General features: G+C 65.4%; 20 protein-coding genes and 1 tRNA gene. 13 read left to right on the top strand and 8 right to left on the bottom strand.

Annotation, left to right across the window (positions count from 1 at the left end):
• Window positions 1-148 precede the first annotated feature (148 nt).
• The 4 genes from ACQR13_RS07220 (at window position 149) to ACQR13_RS07235 (ending at window position 3,955) form a co-directional block, all read left to right on the top strand.
• A complete protein-coding gene (locus ACQR13_RS07220; RefSeq protein WP_434862707.1) occupies window positions 149-856 on the top strand; it encodes a TetR/AcrR family transcriptional regulator in 708 nt (235 codons plus the stop codon).
• 180 nt (window positions 857-1,036) lie between these two features.
• Window positions 1,037-1,110, top strand: a tRNA-Gln gene (locus ACQR13_RS07225).
• Window positions 1,111-1,340: 230 nt separating this feature from the next.
• Window positions 1,341-3,569: a tetratricopeptide repeat protein gene (locus ACQR13_RS07230; protein WP_434862708.1), complete on the top strand. Its 2,229-nt coding sequence runs from the start codon at window positions 1,341-1,343 to the stop codon at window positions 3,567-3,569.
• A gap of 227 nt (window positions 3,570-3,796) precedes the next feature.
• Complete coding sequence (locus ACQR13_RS07235; RefSeq protein ID WP_315714481.1) at window positions 3,797-3,955, top strand: hypothetical protein; 159 nt, start codon at window positions 3,797-3,799, stop codon at window positions 3,953-3,955.
• Between the two features lie 72 nt (window positions 3,956-4,027).
• On the opposite strand, the gene ACQR13_RS07240 is transcribed toward ACQR13_RS07235, so the two are convergent.
• The 3 genes from ACQR13_RS07240 to ACQR13_RS07250 all read right to left on the bottom strand — a co-directional run bounded on the left by ACQR13_RS07240 (window position 4,028) and on the right by ACQR13_RS07250 (window position 6,336).
• Window positions 4,028-4,546, bottom strand: coding sequence for a hypothetical protein (locus ACQR13_RS07240; RefSeq protein WP_434862709.1), 519 nt, complete (start codon window positions 4,544-4,546; stop codon window positions 4,028-4,030).
• A gap of 180 nt (window positions 4,547-4,726) precedes the next feature.
• On the bottom strand, window positions 4,727-5,644 hold the full coding sequence (gene hpaD / locus ACQR13_RS07245; RefSeq protein ID WP_316203787.1) for a 3,4-dihydroxyphenylacetate 2,3-dioxygenase: 918 nt from the start codon (window positions 5,642-5,644) through the stop codon (window positions 4,727-4,729).
• A 170-nt stretch (window positions 5,645-5,814) separates the two neighbouring features.
• Window positions 5,815-6,336 (bottom strand): Hsp20/alpha crystallin family protein, encoded by a 522-nt coding sequence (locus tag ACQR13_RS07250; RefSeq protein WP_315714485.1) that lies wholly within the window; start codon window positions 6,334-6,336, stop codon window positions 5,815-5,817.
• Between the two features lie 479 nt (window positions 6,337-6,815).
• Between ACQR13_RS07250 and ACQR13_RS07255 the strand changes: the two genes are divergently transcribed.
• Both ACQR13_RS07255 and ACQR13_RS07260 read left to right on the top strand, forming a co-directional pair.
• Complete coding sequence (locus ACQR13_RS07255) at window positions 6,816-8,570, top strand: ATP-binding protein (RefSeq protein ID WP_315827377.1); 1,755 nt, start codon at window positions 6,816-6,818, stop codon at window positions 8,568-8,570.
• Window positions 8,571-8,729: 159 nt separating this feature from the next.
• Window positions 8,730-9,314, top strand: coding sequence for a peroxidase-related enzyme (locus ACQR13_RS07260; protein ID WP_315714487.1), 585 nt, complete (start codon window positions 8,730-8,732; stop codon window positions 9,312-9,314).
• 5 nt (window positions 9,315-9,319) lie between these two features.
• On the opposite strand, the gene ACQR13_RS07265 is transcribed toward ACQR13_RS07260, so the two are convergent.
• Window positions 9,320-9,946 (bottom strand): ParB-like protein, encoded by a 627-nt coding sequence (locus tag ACQR13_RS07265; protein WP_316171235.1) that lies wholly within the window; start codon window positions 9,944-9,946, stop codon window positions 9,320-9,322.
• 238 nt (window positions 9,947-10,184) lie between these two features.
• On the opposite strand from ACQR13_RS07265, the gene ACQR13_RS07270 reads away from it, so the two are divergent.
• The 7 genes from ACQR13_RS07270 (at window position 10,185) to ACQR13_RS07300 (ending at window position 15,514) form a co-directional block, all read left to right on the top strand.
• Window positions 10,185-10,535, top strand: coding sequence for a hypothetical protein (locus ACQR13_RS07270; protein ID WP_315714489.1), 351 nt, complete (start codon window positions 10,185-10,187; stop codon window positions 10,533-10,535).
• A gap of 217 nt (window positions 10,536-10,752) precedes the next feature.
• Window positions 10,753-11,034 (top strand): acyl carrier protein, encoded by a 282-nt coding sequence (locus ACQR13_RS07275; protein WP_006609130.1) that lies wholly within the window; start codon window positions 10,753-10,755, stop codon window positions 11,032-11,034.
• Between the two features lie 9 nt (window positions 11,035-11,043).
• On the top strand, window positions 11,044-11,514 hold the full coding sequence (locus tag ACQR13_RS07280; protein WP_315714490.1) for a 3-hydroxyacyl-ACP dehydratase FabZ family protein: 471 nt from the start codon (window positions 11,044-11,046) through the stop codon (window positions 11,512-11,514).
• Complete coding sequence (locus ACQR13_RS07285; protein ID WP_315827375.1) at window positions 11,511-12,716, top strand: beta-ketoacyl-ACP synthase; 1,206 nt, start codon at window positions 11,511-11,513, stop codon at window positions 12,714-12,716. Before ACQR13_RS07280 ends, ACQR13_RS07285 begins: the two co-directional genes overlap by 4 nt.
• A 38-nt stretch (window positions 12,717-12,754) precedes the next feature.
• Window positions 12,755-14,029, top strand: a complete 1,275-nt coding sequence (locus ACQR13_RS07290) for a beta-ketoacyl-ACP synthase (RefSeq protein ID WP_409977896.1) — start codon at window positions 12,755-12,757, stop codon at window positions 14,027-14,029.
• Window positions 14,030-14,045: 16 nt separating this feature from the next.
• The gene (locus tag ACQR13_RS07295; protein WP_315827374.1) at window positions 14,046-14,978 is read left to right on the top strand and encodes a lipid A biosynthesis lauroyl acyltransferase; all 933 of its coding nucleotides are present in this window, start codon (window positions 14,046-14,048) and stop codon (window positions 14,976-14,978) included.
• 158 nt (window positions 14,979-15,136) lie between these two features.
• Complete coding sequence (locus ACQR13_RS07300) at window positions 15,137-15,514, top strand: VOC family protein (RefSeq protein ID WP_315714493.1); 378 nt, start codon at window positions 15,137-15,139, stop codon at window positions 15,512-15,514.
• A gap of 134 nt (window positions 15,515-15,648) precedes the next feature.
• Here ACQR13_RS07300 and ACQR13_RS07305 read toward each other — a convergent pair whose 3' ends face one another.
• From ACQR13_RS07305 to ACQR13_RS07320, 4 genes are all read right to left on the bottom strand, one after another.
• On the bottom strand, window positions 15,649-16,755 hold the full coding sequence (locus ACQR13_RS07305) for a polyamine ABC transporter substrate-binding protein (protein ID WP_316202159.1): 1,107 nt from the start codon (window positions 16,753-16,755) through the stop codon (window positions 15,649-15,651).
• A gap of 10 nt (window positions 16,756-16,765) precedes the next feature.
• Window positions 16,766-17,929: an aminotransferase gene (locus tag ACQR13_RS07310; RefSeq protein ID WP_316202160.1), complete on the bottom strand. Its 1,164-nt coding sequence runs from the start codon at window positions 17,927-17,929 to the stop codon at window positions 16,766-16,768.
• Between the two features lie 9 nt (window positions 17,930-17,938).
• Window positions 17,939-18,268, bottom strand: a complete 330-nt coding sequence (locus ACQR13_RS07315) for a rhodanese-like domain-containing protein (protein ID WP_315714496.1) — start codon at window positions 18,266-18,268, stop codon at window positions 17,939-17,941.
• A gap of 108 nt (window positions 18,269-18,376) precedes the next feature.
• Complete coding sequence (locus tag ACQR13_RS07320) at window positions 18,377-20,299, bottom strand: potassium transporter Kup (RefSeq protein ID WP_315714497.1); 1,923 nt, start codon at window positions 20,297-20,299, stop codon at window positions 18,377-18,379.
• Between the last annotated feature and the right edge of the window lie 82 nt (window positions 20,300-20,381).

The raw sequence follows: 20,381 nt of genomic DNA on the forward strand, positions 1-20,381 counted from the left end.
CGCTCGCGTCCCGGCTGCGCCTCGCAGCCCGTACGAGTTTATCGTTGTGATTGCTCTGGGATCCGCGACGCCCCGGGGCTGGGTGGCACGGCCAGGCTTGCCTCGGATCATAATCATAATTATTATTATTCCAGATGGAGCCAGCGACATGCCGCAGCGGATCGCGCCGGACCACCTGCCCGGCGTGACCCCGTCGCGGCAGCAGCGCAGCCGCGAGACGACGCTTGCCCTGCTGATGGCCGGCGAGGAGCTGCTGCGCACGCGCAGCCTCGCGGAGCTGTCGATCAGCGACCTCTGTGCGCATATCGGGGCAACGGTCGGCGCCTTCTACAGCCGGTTCGACAGCAAGGAGGCCTACTTCAACGCCCTGCTCGCGCTCACTTTGGCGGACGGGCGGAAACAGCTCTTGAGACTCCCGCCGCCCGATCCCGTCCGCGCGGGCGACCCGCAATGCCACCTGCTGGTGCGCGGCACCGTGCTGTGGATGCGCCGTCACAAGGGCGTGCTACGCGCAGCGCTCGTGCGCAGCGAGCCCGGACCGAACCACTGGAGCGGCTTCAAGGAGCTGGCACAGGCACTGTCGGAGCGCGCGGCGCTGCTCCTGCTGCCTGCGGGCCGGCGCGCCGGCCCGGCCTCGCGCACGCGGTCGCGAACAGCGGAGGCGCGAAAGACGGTCGCGTTCGGCGTCCAGGTCGTGCTCGGCACCCTGGTGAACGCCATTCTCAACGATCCCGGCCCGCTGTCGATCGACGATGACGAGATCGCGGAACGGCTCGGCGCCTGCCTGGTCCTGCTGCTGCGCGCCGGCCCGGACGGCGCGCCGCGAAAGCCGCAGGCCGCAAGAGGCGAGCGCTAGACCCTGCCGGCCCGTGGCGCGGCGGGCGGCAGAGCACGTTGGAAATCCGTCATCCAGCGGCTTGCCAAAGCCTGAGACATGCGGGTAGAAGGACCCGTCGTCGCCGCCCTGCTTTGCCGGCCGGCGCGCAAAACGGTGCCAGACAGTCCGGCAATTGCTTGAAACTGCAGGGCATTCCGTTGGGGAATGGTGTAACGGTAGCACAACAGACTCTGACTCTGTTTGTCTTGGTTCGAATCCAGGTTCCCCAGCCAGCTTGACCACTGCCGCGACGGCCTGAAAGCACGACAGCCTCATCCTCGTGATCTGAGAGGCATCGGGGTCGTTTTTGCCTCGGGCACGAGATCCATCCCCAAGGTGCGGACACGCTGCGGCGTCCGCCACCCCTTCGCCACGCGTCCCGCGCGTTAACGTCTGCTCATTGCGAATCGGCGAGAACGGAACAACCATTGCGAGCAATGGACCGGTTCTGTGGAGGAAACACTTGCAAAGCAGCGTCGGCTCCCGTGCCTTCCAGAACGCAAGGCTGCAAAAGCGGGCCAAGAAACAGGCGGACGTGCTGTTGCCGGCGGCGGTCAAGGCCTATCGCGAAGGCCGGCATCCGGAGGCTCAGGCCCTGTGCCAGCAGATCCTGCAGGACCTGCCGCAGCATTTCGGCGCCCTGCATCTGCTCGGCGTCTCCGAACGGGACTGCGGCCGTTTCGACCAAGCCGTGCTCGTCCTGGCACGCGCGATCGAGGTCGACCCGCGCTCGGCCGAAGCCCAGTCCGATCTCGGCCTGTCGCTGTTCCGGCTCGGCCGCTACGACGAGGCTCGCACCCGTTACGAACGCGCCATCGGACTCCAGCCGAACTTCCCGACTGCGCTCACCAATCTCGGCAATGCGCTGATGAGCCTGTCGCGTTTCGACGAGGCGATATCAGCGCACGACCGCGCCATCGCGCTGAAGCCCGGCTATGCCGACGCCCACGCCAATCGCGGGATGGCGCTGCTGCTCACGGGCCGGTACGAAGACGCCGGTCAGAGCTTCGATCGCGCGCTCGCGCTGCAGCCGCGGCTGCTGACGGCCCTGTTCGGCAAGGGCCTGGTCAGCATGAACCTGCGGAACTTCGATACTGCAGTGGCCGCGCTGACGTCGGCGCTGGCGATCAATCCGACTGCGGCCCCTGCCCTCGCCCAGCGCGGGCGAGCCTATCAGGAGCAGGGCAAGTTCGACGAGGCGGAAGCCGATTTTGACGCGGCATTGGCCCTCGAACCGCTGCTGGAAGACGCCCTGCGCGGCAAGGCCACGGTTTCGCTCGTCCGCGGCAACATCGCCCTGGCGACCTCGCTCATCGACAAGATGCTGGCGCAGAACCCGAAGCAGGAGAGCGCCTGGACCCTGCTCGGGGTCTGCTCCGCGATGCAAGGCGACATCGCCACGGCGATTGCGGACTACGACCGCGCGCTCGCGATCAACCCGGACTACGAGGACGCGATCACCAAGAAGATCTTCGCGCTGGATTTCCTGCCCGACGTCGGGGTCGAACGTCTCCAGGCAGAACGGAGACACTGGTGGGAGGCGATCGGCGCGCGGTTGCCACGTCTGCCGCTCGGCGAGCGGAATCTGGACCCGGACCGGCGCCTTGTCGTCGGCTACGTGTCGTCCGATTTCCGCGAGCATTCGGCGGCGCTCGGCTTCCTGCCGATCCTTCGCCATCACGATCGGGCCAGGTTCGAAATCGTCGGCTATTCCTGTTCACCGACGAGGGACGCCAAGACCGAGCTGTGCCGTTCGCTGGTCGATCGCTGGGTCGAGGCCTGGCAGTTGATCGACGACAAGCTCGCCGAGCAGATCCGGGCCGACAAGATCGACATCCTCGTCGACCTCTCGGGACATTCCGCCGGCCACCGGCTCACGCTGTTTGCGCGCAAGCCTGCCCCGATCCAGGTCTCGGCCGTCGGCAGCGTCACTGGCACCGGATTGCCCGTGATGGATTATCTGCTGGCCGATGCGGTGACGATTCCGGCCGCGGTCCGGCATCTGTTTGCCGAAAAGATCTACGATCTGCCGTCGCTGATCACGATCGAACCGCCGCCTCCAATTCCGCCGTCGCCGCTGCCGATGCTTCGCAACGGCCACGTCACCTTCGGCTCGTTCAATCGCGCCGACAAGTTTTCGGAGCCGACTCTGGCTCTATGGTCGAAGCTGATGGCTGCGACGCCGGGCTCGATGATCGTCGTCAAGAACCATGCGATGAACGATCCCCTGCTGCGCGACGGCTTGATCGCCCGCTTCGTCGCCCACGGCATCGCCGCGGAACGCGTCCGTTGCGTCGGAAAGACGTCGCGCGAGGAGCATCTTGCGACGTTCGCCGATATCGACATCGCACTCGATCCGTTCCCGCAAAACGGCGGCATCTCGACGTGGGAGGCACTGCAGATGGGCGTGCCTGTCGTCACCAAGCTCGGCAGCACCCCCTCGGCACGGGCGGGCGGCGCGATCGTCAAGGCAGTCGGCCTCGACGCGTGGGTCGCCGATGACGACGAAGGCTATCTCGCGACAGCGCTGAAATTCTGCTCGCGGCCCGGCGAGCTTGCCGCGCTCCGTGCCGAGCTGCCCGCCAGGGTGTTGAATTCAGCCGCCGGAAACGGCGCGCTCTACACGCAGCATGTGGAACAGGGATACCGGACGTTCTGGCGTGACTATTGCGCACGAGCGACGACCGGCTAGCGCTTGAATCAGCGTCCGGCCGGCACAGCGTCGCGCCCGTGCGCCATTCGACCCATGCCGACGCTTGCGATGCATCGACGACGCAGTCCGGCCGATCCATCGTCGGCTCGCCGGGACGATCCTTCCAGCGTGCGCCCGATCACGGAATTAACCCGTCATTCACCACGATCCTCATCCGGTCGGAACGATGCAATTTGCTTCAAATTGTCTGGCCAGGGAGACGGGACATGACCAAGCTGATGGACCTCGACGATCAGATCGAGCGGGCCGAGCGGCTCGAGCGGAGCATCACCGACGCGCTGACGATCGAGCGGCTGCGCCAATTCGCGGCCGGGTGCCGGCGCGAGCGCGAGCGGCTGTCGCAGCACCAGCAGCGCGCGGCCTGAGCAGGCGCGACGACCTGCAACGCAGCCATGGTCAACGGGCTGCCCGCTACGGAGCTCGGCGAGCGCACGCTGTCACGAGCAGGTCGTCACCATGTTGGTGCAGAGCTGCCGGGTCCAGCCGATGCCCTTCTTGACGCGGATCTTGGCGAAGTCGCCGAAGCAGCCGAGCAGCTCGACCGCCTGGTCACCGCTCGCATGCGGGTCGAGCTTCGCGCTCGATGTGGCGTGATCGCGGTAGATCGCCGCGCCGTTCTGCAGGCCACCGGCGCCGACGATGCTCCGATGCAGGAAGCCCCTGCCCTGAAAGATCACGGTCTCCTTGCCCTGATCGACGTCGTTCAGCATGGCCCGGTCGATCTCGAACCAGTCGCCCTGCTGCGCGACGAGATGCACGACGATCCAGCCATCGCCGGTCGGATTTTTCAGGACCTTGACGATGCTGCCGCCAGGCTCGGCACGGACATTGGCACCATTCGGATCGCGGTCGGTGACGTCGGCCTCGACGTTGCAGGCTTCGCGATGCGGCGCCTGCGCAGTGGCAATGCCCGGCGCGATGAGCATCGCGGTCAGCAGCAGAATTCTCGTCAGCATTGAACGGTCACCGGCCTCCGATCCGTCCCGCATTGGTCGCGCGGCCGACGCCGCGGTTCAACACCGAGCATTCAACACCGAGCAAACGGCGGCGAACAGCCGAGCTCACGGCGACCGCCGATCAGGTCTATCCCGAGGACATCATCGAGATGCTCGGGCATGCGGGTCTGGTGAGAGGCGCTACAGCCGACCGCCCGCGAGTGCGGCGGCGCGCGGCCGGCCGACGTCGTCCAGCGCCTGCGGCATCGGCGAGACCGGAAACACCGCGTTGATCTGGCCCGTCCCCGATGATGGGAAGAACGGCGTCACCACCTCGACGCCGCGATCGTAGTGGTTCCAGCCGAGCGCGCCCAGCAGCATGGCCGTATCGTGCATGAAGCCCTCACCATGGCCCTTGCTGGCATATTCCGGCAGCATGTCGCAGAAATCCGGCCACTCGCCGTGCTCCCACATCTGGATCACCTCGTGGTCGAGCCGCTCCAGGAACGGGCTGAACATCCGGTCGCGATACTCGTCGGCGGTGCCGTTCTGGGCAAAGCGATGGCTCAGCGAGCCCGAGGCGAAGAAGGCCACCGTGCCGTCGTAATGATCCTCGACCGCGCGGCGGAACGCCCAGCCGAGCCTGGCGCTGTCGGCGAGATAATGCGAGGTGCACAGCGCCGAGACGGAGACGACCTTGAAGTGGCGGTCGGGGTTCATGTAGCGCATCGGCACCAAGGTGCCGTATTCCAGCGCCAGCGACGTCGCATCGTGGGCCATGGTGGCGACGCCATGGGCGTTGGCGCCCTCGGCGAGGATGTGGCCCAGCTCCGGGTTGCCGTCGTATTCATAGGTCATGTTGGCGATGAAGTGCGGCAGCTCGTTCGAGGTGTAGAGCCCCTCGAAATGCGGCGCGCAATTGATGTGGTAGCCGGCATTGACCAGCCAATGGGTGTCGAACACGACGATGGTGTCGACGCCGGCCTCGCGGCAGCGCCGGCCGATCTCGATATGACCGTCGATCGCCGACTGTCGCTTGCCCTTGGCCGGACCATCCAGCTCGCTGAGATACATCGACGGCACGTGCGTGATCTTGGCCGCCAGTGCGAGCTTGCCCATCCTCTCGTCTCCCTTCCGGTCGTTCCCCCAGCCGGCATCGCCGACCGTTTGCTTGGAAGGCAGATTACCCCTGCAGCTCCGCGAAAAAAAGGGCCGCACGCGCGGCCCTTCCTTGGTGTCCGATCCATCGTCTGTCCCATGATCATGGGACGGACAGCCACGAGATGCGGTCACGCCGCCTTGATGTCGATGGTCTTGGCGGCCTTCTGTACCTCGGGCTTCTTCGGCAGGGTGACCTTGAGCACGCCCTGCTTGAACACAGCCTCGATCTTGTCGGTGTCGACGCCGTCGGGGATCTGGAAGGAGCGTTCGAACGAGCCGAAGCTGCGCTCACGGACGTAATAGTCCTTCTTCTTCTCCTCCTTGTCCTCCTGCTTCTCGCCCTTGATCGAGAGCACGCCGCTCGCAACCTTCACCTCGACGTTCTTCTCGTCGAGGCCGGGCAGCTCAGCGGTGACCTCATAGGCATTGTCGTGCTCGGCGACGTCGACCGCCGGCGCCACGGCAAAGGACCGTGCGCGGGCCAGGCCCGGCAGTTGGTCGAACAACGACGGCGTGCGCCAGATCCCGCCATGGAAGTCCTCGAACACGCGATCGATCTCGCGGCGCAGGTTCTCGAACGGCCGCCACCCCTGCATGGATGGCGCACCTGCCTTCTCGGTGTTGACGGGCAGCTTGGTAGGTTCAGCCATAACATCATCCTCCTGCTTCACGCGAGGATCGGGTCCGCAACGGCATGGGCGCGACCGATTTCGTTGATCGGCCGGCATCCGCTCCCTCGCGCTTGACGGGAAAAATATAGCCGGCACGCCCGGGTTCCAGATTGATTGCGATCAAATCGCTGAGCGGCGGGAGGTTCGGATTGGCGCGGCAGCCCCTCCAGGTTTCTTTCGGCGCCGGGGCCTCCACAGCCGAAGAGCCGTTCAGGAAGAGCCTTGGAGATGGTGAACCGGACGTTAACCCGAACGGTTCGCGCGACGCTTGAGGAAAGGATGGAGAAAGCCTTACAGTGCAAGGCCTTAGGTCCCATTGAGGAGGTGCGATCGCAACGCCCCGCGCGACCCTCCGACCATCGGGCTGGGCGGGCGGCGCAGTCACAAACGTTGCCCGCTTAACAAATTTTCCAGTCCCAGCAGAGAAGGTGTCAATTCAACAATTCACCACAGGTTTCATGACCGTGACATCCTTCGGACGCGTGATCTCGGTGCGGGGCTCCCAGGCCCGCGTCGGCATTCTGTCGACACAGCAGATGAACGTCTCCGATATCCGCGCGACAGTCGGCCGTTTCATCAGCATTCGCTGCCCGAGCGCCACGATCATTGCGATCATCACCGAGGTGACCAGCGAGGACCTCTCGCGTGCCAACGAATACGTCGCGACGGCTTCGGTAGACCTGCTCGGCGAGATTCTCGGGCCGGCCGAACGGCCCAAGTTCCAGCGCGGCGTCACCCACTACCCGACCATCGGCGACGCCGTCGACATGATCACGAGCGAGGAGCTGCGCACGATCTACACGCCGACCGCCGGCGACCACATCGACATCGGCGCGCTGCAGCAGGACACCTCCGTGCGCGCCTGTGTCAATGTCGAGGAAATGCTGTCGAAGCACTTCGCCGTGCTCGGTTCGACCGGCGTCGGCAAATCGACCGGCGTGTCGCTGCTGCTCAACGAGATCCTGAAGGCGCGGCCGAACCTGCGCATCTTCCTGCTCGACGTCCACAACGAATATGGCCGCTGCTTTGGTGAAAAGGCGCTGGTGCTGAACCCGCGCAACCTGAAGCTGCCGTTTTGGCTGTTCAATTTCGAGGAGATCGTCGACGTCCTGTTCGGCGGCCGACCGGGCGTGCCGGAAGAGCTCGACATCCTGGCCGAAGTGATCCCGCTGGCGAAGGGCATCTACACCCAATACCAGAACACGGACCGCATCGGGCTCAAGCGCATCGACCCGAAGACCGTCGGCTACACCGTCGATACGCCGGTGCCCTACCGCCTCGTCGACCTGATCAACCTGATCGACGAGCGCATGGGCAAGCTCGAGAACCGCTCCTCGCGCATCATCTATCACAAGCTGATCTCGCGGATCGAGACGGTACGCAACGACCCGCGCTACGCCTTCATGTTCGACAACGCCAATGTCGGCGGCGACACCATGGCCGAGGTCATCAGCCACCTGTTCCGCCTGCCGGCCAACGGCCGGCCGATGACGGTCATGCAGCTCGCCGGCTTCCCGGCCGAGGTGGTCGATTCCGTGGTCTCGGTCGTGTGCCGCATGGCGTTCGATTTCGGCCTGTGGAGCGACGGCGTCTCGCCGCTGCTGTTCGTCTGCGAGGAAGCGCACCGTTACGCCTCGGCCGACCGCTCGATCGGCTTCGGCCCGACCCGCAAGGCGATCTCGCGCATCGCCAAGGAAGGCCGGAAATACGGCGTCTATCTCGGCCTGATCACCCAGCGGCCGGCCGAGCTCGACGCCACCATCATCTCCCAGTGCAACACGCTGTTCACGATGCGGCTCGCCAACGAGCGCGACCAGTCGCTGCTGCGTTCGGCGGTGTCGGATGCCGCCGCCAACCTGCTCTCCTTCGTTCCCTCGCTCGGCACCCGCGAGGTGCTGGCGTTCGGCGAAGGCGTCGCGCTGCCGACCCGGCTGCGCTTCAAGGAGGTGCCGCTGCATCAATTGCCGCGCAGCGAGGCGACGATCGCCACCGTCCGCTCGGTCAATGCCGGACACGACATGCATTTCGTCAGTGCCGTGCTGGAGCGCTGGCGCGGAGCGACCTCGAGCCGGGACGCGTCGAGCGGCGACAGCGGCGCCGGCAACCTCGGAGATCGCGGCAGCCTGTCCGCCTCGCTGGACGCGCCAATGCTGCAGCCGTCGATGGGTCTCGACCCGGACCGCTTCTCCCTGCTGAAGAAGCCGCTGCGCTAAAGCCGGCGGCGGCCCCTCTTTAATCCCGACCGACGACGGCTGCCGAGGAGGCGTTGCGGGCGCTCCACCACTGGCGGGTGATGGACCGAGCTGGCCCGTTGCGCCTGCGCCGCGATCGACTAAGGTTCGCCCCCTGCCACGCATGCCGGACCCGTTGCCATGACCCAGCCCGCCATCAGCCGCTTCCCCGTCCCCGCAATCGATGCGCTGCCGGACGACATCCGCACCCGCCTGCTCGGCGTGCAGGAGAAGAGCGGCTTCGTGCCCAACGTGTTCCTGACACTTGCGCACCGGCCGGACGAGTTCCGCGCGTTCTTTGCGTATCACGACGCGCTGATGGAGAAGGACGGCGGGCTGACCAAGGCCGAGCGCGAGATGATCGTGGTCGCGACCTCGAGCGCCAACCAGTGCCAATATTGCGTGATCGCGCACGGCGCGATCCTGCGCATCCGCGCCAAGAATCCCCTGATCGCCGACCAGATCGCGATCAACTACCGCAAGGCCGACATCACGCCACGGCAGCGGGCGATGCTCGATTTCGCGATGAAGGTGGCGCTCGAGGCGCAAACGGTCGGGGATGCCGATTTCAAGGCGCTGGCCGGCCACGGCTTCGGCGACGACGATATCTGGGACATCGCCGCGATCGCGGCGTTCTTCGCGCTGTCGAACCGGATCGCGAATGTCACGGGCATGCGGCCCAACGACGAGTTCTACCTGATGGGGCGGCTGCCGAAGACCAAGTGAGACGATCAGTCGTCCGACGCCGGCCCGCACCAGCCCGGCAGATAGACCGCGTCGTGGCTCTTTGCGGCCGCCAGCGCGTGCTCCATGGCGGCGGCAAAATGGGTCTCGACCGTCTTGCGCTTGACCTTGCGGCGCAGGAAGTCGGCCCATAGGAACTCGCTGAACGGCGTCGTGTCCTTGGCGAAGCCGCCGGCGCGGCGCAGCTCGCCGGCCAGGCTGCGGAACGGATCGTCCTTCAGATTCGCGACGGACTTCGGCAGATCCTTGAAATGCCGCCGCTCGCCCTTGGCGTCGTAAGGATAGACCCAGCGCTTGTTGTCCATCACGCCCCAGAACGCCTCGCGATCAACCATCGAGAGGTCGCCGATCACCGTGACCAGCACGTCCTTGACGCCCTCGTCATGGAGCGCGCGGGCGAGGTGATGGTGGTCGACGACGTAGTGCCGCTCATCGGGACCAAGCACCACCGGGATCATGTGCTTGCCGAGCAGCTCGGCCTGCTTCTTCTTCGACTTGTGCTCGCGCCAGCGCTCGCGTTTCTCCTTCACCTCGCGCATGCCCACGGTCATCTGCGTCGGGCGCAGGGACAGGATCGGCACGGGATGAAGCAGCGGATCGCGGGTATTGGCCATGGCTGGGCTCCGGGGGATGATCAGCATTATGCCACGCCTGCCGAGCCGTTCCAGCGCATCTGCCCGTAGCTGCGACGCCGTTCGGACCGGGCCGCGGCAGGTTCCAATCACCCGCGGAGCGGGCGCCGATTGGATGCATCCGAGGAGCGAGATGCTTTGCTGATGCAGCTCAATTATGGCAAAGTTTCTTTGTGAGAGGTTGGGCCCGCGTGCTAGAAAGGACCATCGGAGTCGAGGCATGAAGTCCCAGCGCCCCATTGCAGCGGAGGAGGAGCATCGCGTGGTGCCGTTCCGGCCGCGCAGCAGTCCGGTGCGGCGCGTCACCGAGGGCGGCAGTCCGCCGATTCAGCTGCATCGGGGCGAGCGGCCGACACTCGATCTCTCCCGGTATGAGCAGCCCCGCGAGGAGCCCGATGACTTCCGTCACCGCATCCTGGCCAACATCGCCGCCATCGCCTTCACGGTCGCGTTGACCGCGATCGGCATCTGGCTGGCGATGAGCATTGCCGACCTGCGCAAGACCCAGGACTGCCTGCTGACCGGACGGCGCGACTGCGCCCGCATCATCACCGAGACCTACACGCCCTGATCCCCCTGCTGGACGCGGCTGCCGCGGCCGACGGGGCATCACAATCCCGCCACAACCGCCGTGTCCGGCTCCATTGAACTCACCGCGTCGCTCCGATATACGGGCACACGACTCCCGGGCGACGGGGGTAGAAGGGCTCGCATCAGACGGCCCCGGGGGCGCGGTGTCCTCCCGTCGCCACCTACCGGATTAGCTCCAAAATATCAAAGGCTTAGTGATGTCCTCAACATTCGATCAGGTCGCCACGATCATCGCTGAAACCTGCGACATCCCGCGCGACACGATCACGCCGGATAGCCATGCCATCGACGATCTGGGCATCGACAGCCTCGATTTCCTCGACATCGCATTTGCGATCGACAAGGCCTTCGGGATCAAGCTGCCGCTCGAGAAGTGGACGCAGGAAGTCAACGACGGCAAAGCCAGCACCGAGCAGTATTTCGTGCTGAAGAACCTGTGCGCCCGCATCGACGAGCTGGTCGCCGCCAAGGGCGCGTGAGCGCCCGCCATGCAGATCGAATACTTCCTGCTCATCGACCGCATTCTCGATCTTCGGCTGGACGAGAAGACCATCACCGTCGAAGCCAAGGTCCCCACCGAAAGCACGATCTTCGAAGGACATTTCCCGGGCTATCCGATCATGCCCGGCGTTCTCCTGATCGAATCGATGGCGCAGACATCGGGCTGGCTGCTGCTCGCGCTGATGAAGTTCGAGCGGATGCCGTTCCTTGCCGCAGTCAAGGAGGCCAAGATGCGCGGCTTCGTGTCGCCGGGCGAGGTGCTGACCGTCGAGGCCAACGTGCTGCACGAGGGCTCCGGTTACGCCATGACCGAAGCGCGCGTGAAGGTCGGTGGCAAACTGCGTTCGAATGCGACCATCACTTTCAGTCACGTCCCCTTCCCCAATCCGGAGCTGCGCGGGCACATGGACGCCGTCGCCGAGCGCGTCGGCTTTCCGCAACAGGTCCTGCAGCGATGAGTGAGACGACAGCCGTGACCTCCGAACCCGTCGAAGTCTGGATCACCGGTATCGGTCTTGCGACCTCGCTTGGCGAGGGACTCGATGCGAACTGGGACGCCCTCAACTCCGGCCGGATCAACGTCGATGAGCAGGGTTTCGCGCCCTACATCGTGCATCCCTGGGCCAAGGTGAATCTGGAAGCGCAGATCCCGAAGAAGGAGCAGCGCCAGATGGAGGCGTGGCAGCGCATCGGCACCTATGCCGCCGGGCTTGCGCTGGATTCCGCCGGCCTCAAGGGCAACAAGGACATCCTGTCGCGGATGGACATGATCGTCGCCGCGGGCGGCGGTGAGCGCGACATCTCCGTCGACACCGCGATCCTCAACGCGGAAGCCCAGGGCAATTGCACGCCCGGCTTCCTGAACGATCGGCTGATGAGCGACCTGCGCCCGACCCTGTTCCTGGCGCAGTTGTCCAACCTGCTCGCCGGCAACATCGCGATCTCGCACGGCGTCTGCGGCACCTCGCGCACCTTCATGGGCGAGGAGGTTGCGGGCGTCGACGCGTTCAAGATCGCTTTGGCCCGCATCGCCGGCGGCCAGAGCGACATCGCGCTGGTCGGCGGCTCGCACAATGGCGAGCGCAAGGATCTGCTCGTGCTGTACGAGTTCGGCGACTACAATCTGAAGAACGAATTCAAGCCGGTCTGGTCCCGCAAGGACCATCCGGGCTTCGCGCTCGGATCGGCCGGCGCGTTCCTGGTGCTGGAATCCAGGCCGCATGCCGAGGCCCGCGGCGCCAAGCCGCTGGCCCGGCTCAGCAAGGTCGTCGCCGACCGCGCCCGCCGCAAGGAGGCAGGCGCGGTGACGGGAACGCTGGACCGTCTGTGGTCGGCGCTCGATGTCCACGGGGCCCCCGGCGCCATCATCACCGGCGCGACCGGCGCCGAGCCGGTGACGTCGGAGGAGCGCGCATTCCTCGACCATCACAAGGCGTTCGCGGTGCGCTCGAGCGGGACCCGCTTCGGCCATTCGATGGAGGCGCAGTTCGCGCTCGGTCTCGCGCTCGCTGCGCTCTCGATCTCGCGCGGCGCGCTGTTCGCGCCGGGTGACGCCTCGGGCGTGGAGACCGACATGAAGGATGCTCCGGCCCAGATCGTGGTGGTCGGCGCCGGCCACTACCGCGGCGAAGGCATGGCCTTGGTCGAAGCAGTCAAGTGAACGCGGCACGGCCTTAAGAAGACACGACGGGGGACATCATGAGTGTACGCGACAAGTTTGGACGCCCCATCGTGGTCGTGACCGGGATGGGCATCGTGACCTCCCTTGGGGCCGGCAAGTCCGATAACTGGAACAAGCTCGTGGCCGGCGAGTCCGGAATCCGCACCATCACGCGGTTTCCGATCGACGGCTTGAAGACGACCATGGCCGGCACGGTCGATTTCGTCCCCGTGGCGCCGTTCACGTCGACGGGACTGTCCGAGCGGCTCGGTCACATGGCTGTCGAGGAAGCCATCGCGCAGGCTGGAATCGGCAGCAAGGGCGATTTTCCGGGCCCGCTGTTTCTCGCCGTGGCGCCCGTCGAGATCGAGTGGCCCCAGCGTCTGGAGCTCGCGCATGAGGTTGGCGGCACTCAGTTCACCTATGACGACCTGCTGAAGGTCTGCGGCGGCGGCAAGTTCGTCAACTATCACCACCGCTTCCTGTTCGGCTCGGTCGCCGATTCGCTGTCCGACACCTTCGGCACCAAGGGCTCGCCGATCTCGCTGTCGACCGCCTGCGCCTCCGGCGCGACCGCGATCCAGCTCGGCGTCGAAGCCATCCGACGCGGTGAGACTGACGTCGCGCTATGCGCCGCCACCGAAGGCTCGGTCAATCCGGAAGGGCTCGTGCGCTTCTCGCTGCTGTCGGCGCTGTCGACCCAGAACGACCCGCCGCAGGCCGCCTCCAAGCCGTTTTCCAAGAACCGCGATGGCTTCGTGATGGCCGAGGGCGCCGGCGCGCTGGTGCTGGAAAGCTACGACGCGGCCGTGGCGCGCGGCGCCAAGATCCTCGGCGTCGTCGCTGGCTGCGGCGAGCTGACCGACTCCTTCCACCGCACCCGTTCCTCGCCGGACGGCAAGCCGATCATCGGCTGCATCCGCAAGGCGCTCGCCGATGCCGGCATGGCCCCTGAGCAGATCGACCATATCAATGCCCACGGCACCGCCACGCCCGAGAACGACAAGATGGAATATGTCGGCGTCTCCGCCGTGTTCGGCGAGCACACCAGCAAGATTCCAGTGTCGTCGAACAAGTCGATGGTCGGCCACACGATCTCGGCAGCCGGCGCGGTCGAGGCGATCTTCTCGCTGCAGACGCTCGAGCATCAGCGCATTCCGCCGACCATCAACTACGACATTCCGGATCCCGCGATCCTGTTCGACGTCGTCGGCAACAAGGCCCGCGATGCGCGCGTCACCACCGTGATGTCGAATTCGTTCGGCTTCGGCGGCCAGAACGCCTCGCTGATCCTGACGCGCGAACCGGCCTGATCCGCCGCTGCCATCGATGAGTCTCCTGCCCCTCCGGACCAAGCTCGTGATCCGCCGAGCCGTGAAGTCGGCCGGGGCTTCCGCCGTCGGCGCGCTGACGGTCGGCATGCTCAGGACCACGCGCTATTTCGACCCGCAGAAGACGGCCGACCGCTTCGCGCGCATTGCGCAGATGATCGGGCCACGCCTGCGCGAGCAGCGCATTGGTCGCGACAATCTCACCGCGGCCTTCCCGGAGAAATCGCCCGAGGAGATCGAGAGAATCCTCGCCGGCGTGTGGGACAATCTCGGCCGCGTCGGCGCCGAGTTCGCCCATCTCGACAAGATCTGGGATTACGACGAGGCGCATCCCGAGCGCAGCCGGATCGAGCTGTCGCCGCGCACCCATGAGCTGTTTCATCAGCTCCGTCTCGACGGCAAGCCAGCCCTGATCTTTGCCAGCCATCTCGCCAATTGGGAGATGCCGGCGCTGGCGGCGGTCGCCCATAAGCTCGATACGGCGATCCTTTATCGTCGACCCAACATCGCCGCCGCCGACCGCATCATCCAGGAGATACGGCAGGTCAAGATGGGCACACTCGTCCCGGCCGGCCGCGATGCGCCGCTGCGGCTGGCACAGGCGCTCAAGAACGGCCAGCACGTCGCGATGCTGGTCGATCAGTACCTGACCGGCGGCGTGGAGGTCACCTTCTTCGGCCGCAAGACCCGCGCCAATCCGATGCTGGCCCGTCTGTTACGCCAGGTCGAATGCCCCGTGCACGGCGTCCGCATCATCCGCCTTCCCGGCAATCGCTTCCGCGCCGAAGTATCGGAGGAAGTGACGCCGGTCCGGACGGCCGACGGTCAGATCGACATCCAGGGCACGACGCAGGCGGTCACCGACGTCGTCGAGAGTTGGGTCCGCGAATATCCCGAGCAATGGCTCTGGCTGCACCGGCGCTGGCGGTAGTCGGCGCCCGGGCAAATTCCACCACGAGGAAGTGGGACTGCAGCATCTTCTACCGCTGACGGGCCATTCGAAGAAAACTCTTACCTCTTCCATCGCCGCTCGCTACCTTTGCCGCGTATCCGACGGCTGTTCGGAAGCTCCAGGGAGGACAAGCGCGAATGTTTTCGCACGTGATGATCGGCACCAACGACCTCGACAAGGCCAAGGCCTTCTACGACAAGCTGCTGGGGACGCTGGGCGTGCGCCCCGCCAGGGTCGACGGCCACCGCATTTTCTACATCACACCGACCGGCATCTTCTCGGTGTCGAAGCCGATCAACGGCCAGCCCGCGACCCCTGCCAATGGCGGCACCATCGGCTTTGCCTGCAGCTCGCCCGAACAGGCCGACGCCTGGCATGCGGCGGGGCTCGAAGCCGGCGGCACCACCTGCGAAAACCCGCCTGGTGTTCGTGAAGGTTCGGCCGGCAAGCTGTATCTCGCCTACCTGCGCGACCTCGACGGCAACAAGCTCTGCGCGATGCACCGGATGACGTGATCGATCTCAACCGATTTGTCAGATCAAACCAAGCGATCAAGTCTCGTCATTCCGGGGCGATGCGCAGCATCGAACCCGGAATCTCGAGATTCCGGGTCTGGTGCTTGCGCACCATCCCGGAATGACGGGAGTCATCACCTGCCCGTCTTCACCTTGGTCCAGAGCCGGTTGATGATCCGCTGCGTCGCCGGCTCACGTGCGGTGATGACGAACAGCTTCTTCAAGGTCGCGTCGTCCGGATAGATGTTCTTGTCGCCAAGGATCTTCGGGTCGATCAGCTTCTGGCTGGCCAGGTTGCCGTTGGCATAGGACAGGAAGTCCGAGTTCTTGGCGGCGACCTCCGGGCGGTAGAGGTAGTTGATCAGCGCATAGGCTTCGGCGACGTGCTGGGCGTCGGCGGGAATCGCAAAATTGTCGAAGAACATCTGCGCGCCCTCTTTCGGGATCGCATAGCCGATCTCGATGCCGTTCTTCGCTTCCTGGGCACGGCTCCTCGCCTGCATGATATCGCCGGACCAACCGACGACGAGGCAGATCTCGCCGGTGGCGAGCGCGCTGAGATATTCCGACGAATGAAACTTGCGCACCGATGGTGCGACCTTGCCGACCACCTCTGCCGCCTTCTCCAGGTCGGCCTGCTTGGTCGAGTTCGGGTCGATGCCGAGATAGTTCAGCGCGGCCGGAAAGATGTCGTCGGCGGAATCCAGCATGTGGACTCCGCAATCCTTGAACTTGGCGAGATTCTCCGGCTTGAACACCATGTCCCAGCTGTCGATCCGCGCGCCGGGACCCAGGATCTTCTCGACCGCCTTGACGTTGTAGCCGATCCCGGTCGTGCCCCACATGTAGTTGACGGCGAACTGATTGCCGGGATCGTAGGTGGCGAGACGCTCGGTCACGACAGGCCAGGCATTGGCGAGATTCGGCAGCTTCGACTTGTCGAGCGGCTGGAAGATTTTTGCCTTGATCTGGCGCTGTAGGAAGTACGCGGTCGGCACCACGACGTCGTAGCCGGATTTGCCGGCGAGCAGCCGCGTCTCCAGGGTCTCGTTGGCGTCGAACGTGTCGTAGACCACCTTGATGCCGGTCTCCTTGGTGAAGTCGTCAAGGACACCGGGCGCCATGTAGTTCGACCAGTTGTAGAAGTTGACGACGCGCTCCTCGGCGCGCCCCGCCGGTACGGAAAGCGTCAACGCCGCGACGGCCAGCGCCAGAGCCGAACCCATGCAGCCGCGCGTCATCACTTGTCTCCTAGCGCCGGTGGATGGCGTCCGACAGGCGCTCCAGCGCCGTATCCAGGGTTGCGTCCTTCTTGGCAAAGCAGAACCGCACCACGGAGGTCACGGCATCCGTCTCGTAGAACGCCGACACCGGGATGGCGGCCACCTTGTAGTCGTGGACGATGCGGCGGCAGAACTGCTCGTCGGTCTCGTTGAGGCCGAGCGGCGAAAGGTCGACGGTCAGGAAGTAGGTTCCCTGCGCCTTCAGCACGGGAAAGCCCAGGCTTTCGAGACCGGCCGTGAGCCGGTCGCGGCTGCGCGCAAGCTCGCTGCGCATGTTGACGAAATAGTCGTCCGACTTGCCGAGGCCGTAGGCGACCGCGACCTGCAGGTTCGGCGCGGTCGTGAAGGTCAGGAATTGATGCACCTTGGCGGCCACGCGCAACAGATGCGGCGCGGCGCAGACGAAGCCGATTTTCCAGCCCGTCAACGAGAAGATCTTGCCTGCCGAGCCGACCTTGATGGTGCGGTCGCGCATCCCGGGAATCGCGATCAGCGGAATGTGCGCGCGGCCGTCGAACACGACGTGCTCCCAGACCTCGTCGCAGATCGCGACCGCGTCGAACTCCTGGCAGAAGCGTGCCAACAGCTCGAGGTCCTCGCGCGGGTAGACCACCGCGGCTGGGTTGAGCGGGTTGTTGAACAGCACCGCCTTGGTCTTTGGTGAGAACGCCTGCCGCAGCATCTCCTCCGAGAGCCGCCAATGCGGCGGCTCGAGGCGGACGAGGCGCGGAATGCCGCCGGCCTGGCGGATGATCGGCAGATAGGAATCATAGACCGGCTGAAAGCAGATCACCTCGTCGCCCGGCTCGACCACCGACAGGATCGCCGACGTCAGCGCTTCGGTGCCGCCGGAGGAGACCATGACCTCGCTCATCGGATCGAGATCGAGCTTGTGCCAGTGCTTGTAGTGCGCGGCGATGGCCTGGCGCAGCTCCGGCAGGCCCATCATCGACGGATACTGATTATAGCCGTTGAGGACCGCGTCGGCTGCGGCGCGGCGGATATCCTCCGGGCCCGGATCGTCGGGAAAGCCCTGCCCCAGATTGATGGCGTCGTTGTCGCGCGCGAGCTGCGACATCTGCTCGAAAATGGTGACGGGCAGGTCGGCGAAGACCTTGTTCTGCGAGATCATGATCGCCTGTCAGCCGCCGGTCCTGGTCGGCAGGCCGGCCGCCTTCCAGCCGAGCATACCGCCCTGGAGATGCTTGTCGTAGGGCAGCCCGGCGGCCTGCGCGGCGAGCGATGCCGTCACCGAGCGCTTGCCGGAGCGGCAGGCGAACACGACGTCCTTGCCTTGGGGATCCGGGATCAGCTTCGGGTCGAAGCCCGACAGCGGAACGACGACGCCGTCGGGATAGGCTTCCGCGGAAACTTCATTCGGCTCGCGCACGTCAACCAGAAGAATTCGCCCTTCCGCGATCCCCTGGGCCACGTCCTGCGGGGTCAAATCGTGCACAACAGCCACGCCCATCCTCCAAGCCTTCAGCGGGGCCGTATCGGCCCTGATCCGGCCGCCAAACTCACCCCAGACGCTGCGAAAATCAAGCGCTTCGGCACGCTGACGGGATGGGTCTCGAGCTCAGATCGTAACCTGGGTGCCGACCTCCACCACCCGCCCGCTCGGGATCTGGAAATAGTCGGTCGCATCGTTGGCGGAGCGGCTCATCGAGATGAACAGGTGATCCTGCCAGCGCGGCATGCCTGAATGCGCAGCCGGCTTCAGCGCACGGCGCGACAGGAAGAACGAGGTCGACATGATGTCGAACTGCCAGCCGAGCTTGCGCGCGATCGCCAGGGCGCGCGGCACGTTGGGCGATTCCATGAAGCCGAAGCGCAACGTCACCTTGGAAAACGTCGGACTGATCTGCTCGAGGCGAACGCGTTCGGACGGCTCGATGCGCGGCGTCGGCGCGGTCTCGATCGTCAGGATCACGTTCTTTTCGTGCAGCACCTTGTAGTGCTTGAGGCTGTGCATCAGCGCGGTCGGCGCGCTCAAGGGATCGCTGGTCAGGAACACGGCCGTACCGGCCACCCGCTGCGGCGGACGCTTCTCAAGCATGGTCACGAGATCGGCGAGCGGGAATTCGAGCTTCCGCGACTTGTCGAACAAGAGCCGGCTGCCGCGCCGCCACGTGTACATCAGCGTCATCACGAAGCCGCCCAGCGCCAGCGGCACCCAGCCGCCTTCGAACACCTTCAGGAGGTTCGCCGCCAGGAAGGTCAGGTCCAGGAACAGGAACGGCGCAATCAGCGCGGCGGCCGCGAACGGCGACCACCGCCAGACCTTCCAGATCACGACGAAGCCCATCATGGCCGTCACGACCATGGTGCCGGTGACCGAGATGCCGTAGGCCGAGGCCAGCGCGCTGGACGACTTGAACATCAGCACGAGCAGCATGACGGAGATCAGCAGCAGCTTGTTGATGCGCGGAATGTAGATCTGGCCCGAATGCGCTTCGGAGGTGTGACGGATCTCGAAGCGCGGCAGCAGGCCAAGCTGGATCGCCTGCCGGGTCAGCGAATAGGCACCGGTGATGACGGCCTGGCTCGCGATGACGGTCGCCATGGTGGCGAGCGCGACCATCGGGATCAGCGCCCAATCCGGGAACATCAGGAAGAACGGGTTCTCGATCGCCTTCGCGTCGGCGATCACCAGCGCCCCCTGCCCCAGATAGTTGAGCGCCAGCGACGGCAGCACGATGAACAGCCAGGCGGTCTGGATCGGCCGCTTGCCGAAATGGCCGAGGTCGGCATACAGCGCCTCGGCGCCGGTGACGGCCAGGAACACCGCGCCGAGCGTGATGAAGCCGATGATCCCGTGATGCAGCATGAAGGTCACGGCATGCAGCGGGTTGATCGCCCACAGCACCTCCGGATGGTGCAGGATCGGCGGCAACGCCGCGATCCCGATCACCAGGAACCAGATCAGCATGATCGGGCCGAAGAACGCCGCCACCTTGGCCGTGCCGCGCACCTGGACCGCGAACAGCATGACCAGGATGATGACCGTGAGCGGCACGACGTAGGGATCGAACGCCGCCGTCACCAGCTTGATGCCCTCGATCGCCGACAGGACGGACAGGGCCGGCGTGATCACCGCGTCGCCATAGAACAGCGCGCCGCTGACGATACCGAGCAGAACGATGACGCTGGCGCCGCGCGTGACCGCACGCTGGGCGAGCGCCATCAGCGCCAGGGTGCCGCCCTCGCCGTGGTTGTCGGCGCGCAGCAGGATCACGACGTATTTGAGGGTCACGACGACGATGAGAGCCCACAGGATGAGCGAGATCACCCCCATCACGGCGTGAGGCGCAGCTTCGCCGCTGCTGCTCGCAGCCATGACCGCTTCACGCAACGCGTACAGCGGGCTGGTGCCGATGTCGCCATAGACGACACCGATGCTTCCCAGTGTCAGCGCCGCGAAGCTCGCCGTGGAATGGGCGTTGCCATGCCCGTTGGTCGCCGGCGCTTCCGCGGGCGTAGCTGCGACGTCGACTGTCATGGGGTAGCCCCCTCGAGGACTCGTTAATGCTTCACTGCACAACGCGGCAGAGCGCGCGGCTTATAGCGGCAGCGCGTTGCGA

This window comes from Bradyrhizobium sp. HKCCYLRH3059 (assembly GCF_051168035.1).
Classification (GTDB): Bacteria; Pseudomonadota; Alphaproteobacteria; order Rhizobiales; family Xanthobacteraceae; genus Bradyrhizobium.

Excerpts from the sequence above, each read along its gene's own strand:
- ACQR13_RS07220 (WP_434862707.1), top strand. The coding sequence starts at position 149 with ATGCCGCAGCGGATCGCGCCGGACCACCTGCCCGGCGTGACCCCGTCG.
- ACQR13_RS07235 (WP_315714481.1), top strand. The coding sequence starts at position 3,797 with ATGACCAAGCTGATGGACCTCGACGATCAGATCGAGCGGGCCGAGCGG.
- ACQR13_RS07240 (WP_434862709.1), bottom strand. The coding sequence starts at position 4,546 with ATGCTGACGAGAATTCTGCTGCTGACCGCGATGCTCATCGCGCCGGGC.
- hpaD (WP_316203787.1), bottom strand. The coding sequence starts at position 5,644 with ATGGGCAAGCTCGCACTGGCGGCCAAGATCACGCACGTGCCGTCGATG.
- ACQR13_RS07250 (WP_315714485.1), bottom strand. The coding sequence starts at position 6,336 with ATGGCTGAACCTACCAAGCTGCCCGTCAACACCGAGAAGGCAGGTGCG.
- ACQR13_RS07255 (WP_315827377.1), top strand. The coding sequence starts at position 6,816 with ATGACCGTGACATCCTTCGGACGCGTGATCTCGGTGCGGGGCTCCCAG.
- ACQR13_RS07260 (WP_315714487.1), top strand. The coding sequence starts at position 8,730 with ATGACCCAGCCCGCCATCAGCCGCTTCCCCGTCCCCGCAATCGATGCG.
- ACQR13_RS07265 (WP_316171235.1), bottom strand. The coding sequence starts at position 9,946 with ATGGCCAATACCCGCGATCCGCTGCTTCATCCCGTGCCGATCCTGTCC.
- ACQR13_RS07270 (WP_315714489.1), top strand. The coding sequence starts at position 10,185 with ATGAAGTCCCAGCGCCCCATTGCAGCGGAGGAGGAGCATCGCGTGGTG.
- ACQR13_RS07275 (WP_006609130.1), top strand. The coding sequence starts at position 10,753 with ATGTCCTCAACATTCGATCAGGTCGCCACGATCATCGCTGAAACCTGC.
- ACQR13_RS07280 (WP_315714490.1), top strand. The coding sequence starts at position 11,044 with ATGCAGATCGAATACTTCCTGCTCATCGACCGCATTCTCGATCTTCGG.
- ACQR13_RS07285 (WP_315827375.1), top strand. The coding sequence starts at position 11,511 with ATGAGTGAGACGACAGCCGTGACCTCCGAACCCGTCGAAGTCTGGATC.
- ACQR13_RS07290 (WP_409977896.1), top strand. The coding sequence starts at position 12,755 with ATGAGTGTACGCGACAAGTTTGGACGCCCCATCGTGGTCGTGACCGGG.
- ACQR13_RS07295 (WP_315827374.1), top strand. The coding sequence starts at position 14,046 with ATGAGTCTCCTGCCCCTCCGGACCAAGCTCGTGATCCGCCGAGCCGTG.
- ACQR13_RS07300 (WP_315714493.1), top strand. The coding sequence starts at position 15,137 with ATGTTTTCGCACGTGATGATCGGCACCAACGACCTCGACAAGGCCAAG.
- ACQR13_RS07305 (WP_316202159.1), bottom strand. The coding sequence starts at position 16,755 with ATGACGCGCGGCTGCATGGGTTCGGCTCTGGCGCTGGCCGTCGCGGCG.
- ACQR13_RS07310 (WP_316202160.1), bottom strand. The coding sequence starts at position 17,929 with ATGATCTCGCAGAACAAGGTCTTCGCCGACCTGCCCGTCACCATTTTC.
- ACQR13_RS07315 (WP_315714496.1), bottom strand. The coding sequence starts at position 18,268 with ATGGGCGTGGCTGTTGTGCACGATTTGACCCCGCAGGACGTGGCCCAG.
- ACQR13_RS07320 (WP_315714497.1), bottom strand. The coding sequence starts at position 20,299 with ATGACAGTCGACGTCGCAGCTACGCCCGCGGAAGCGCCGGCGACCAAC.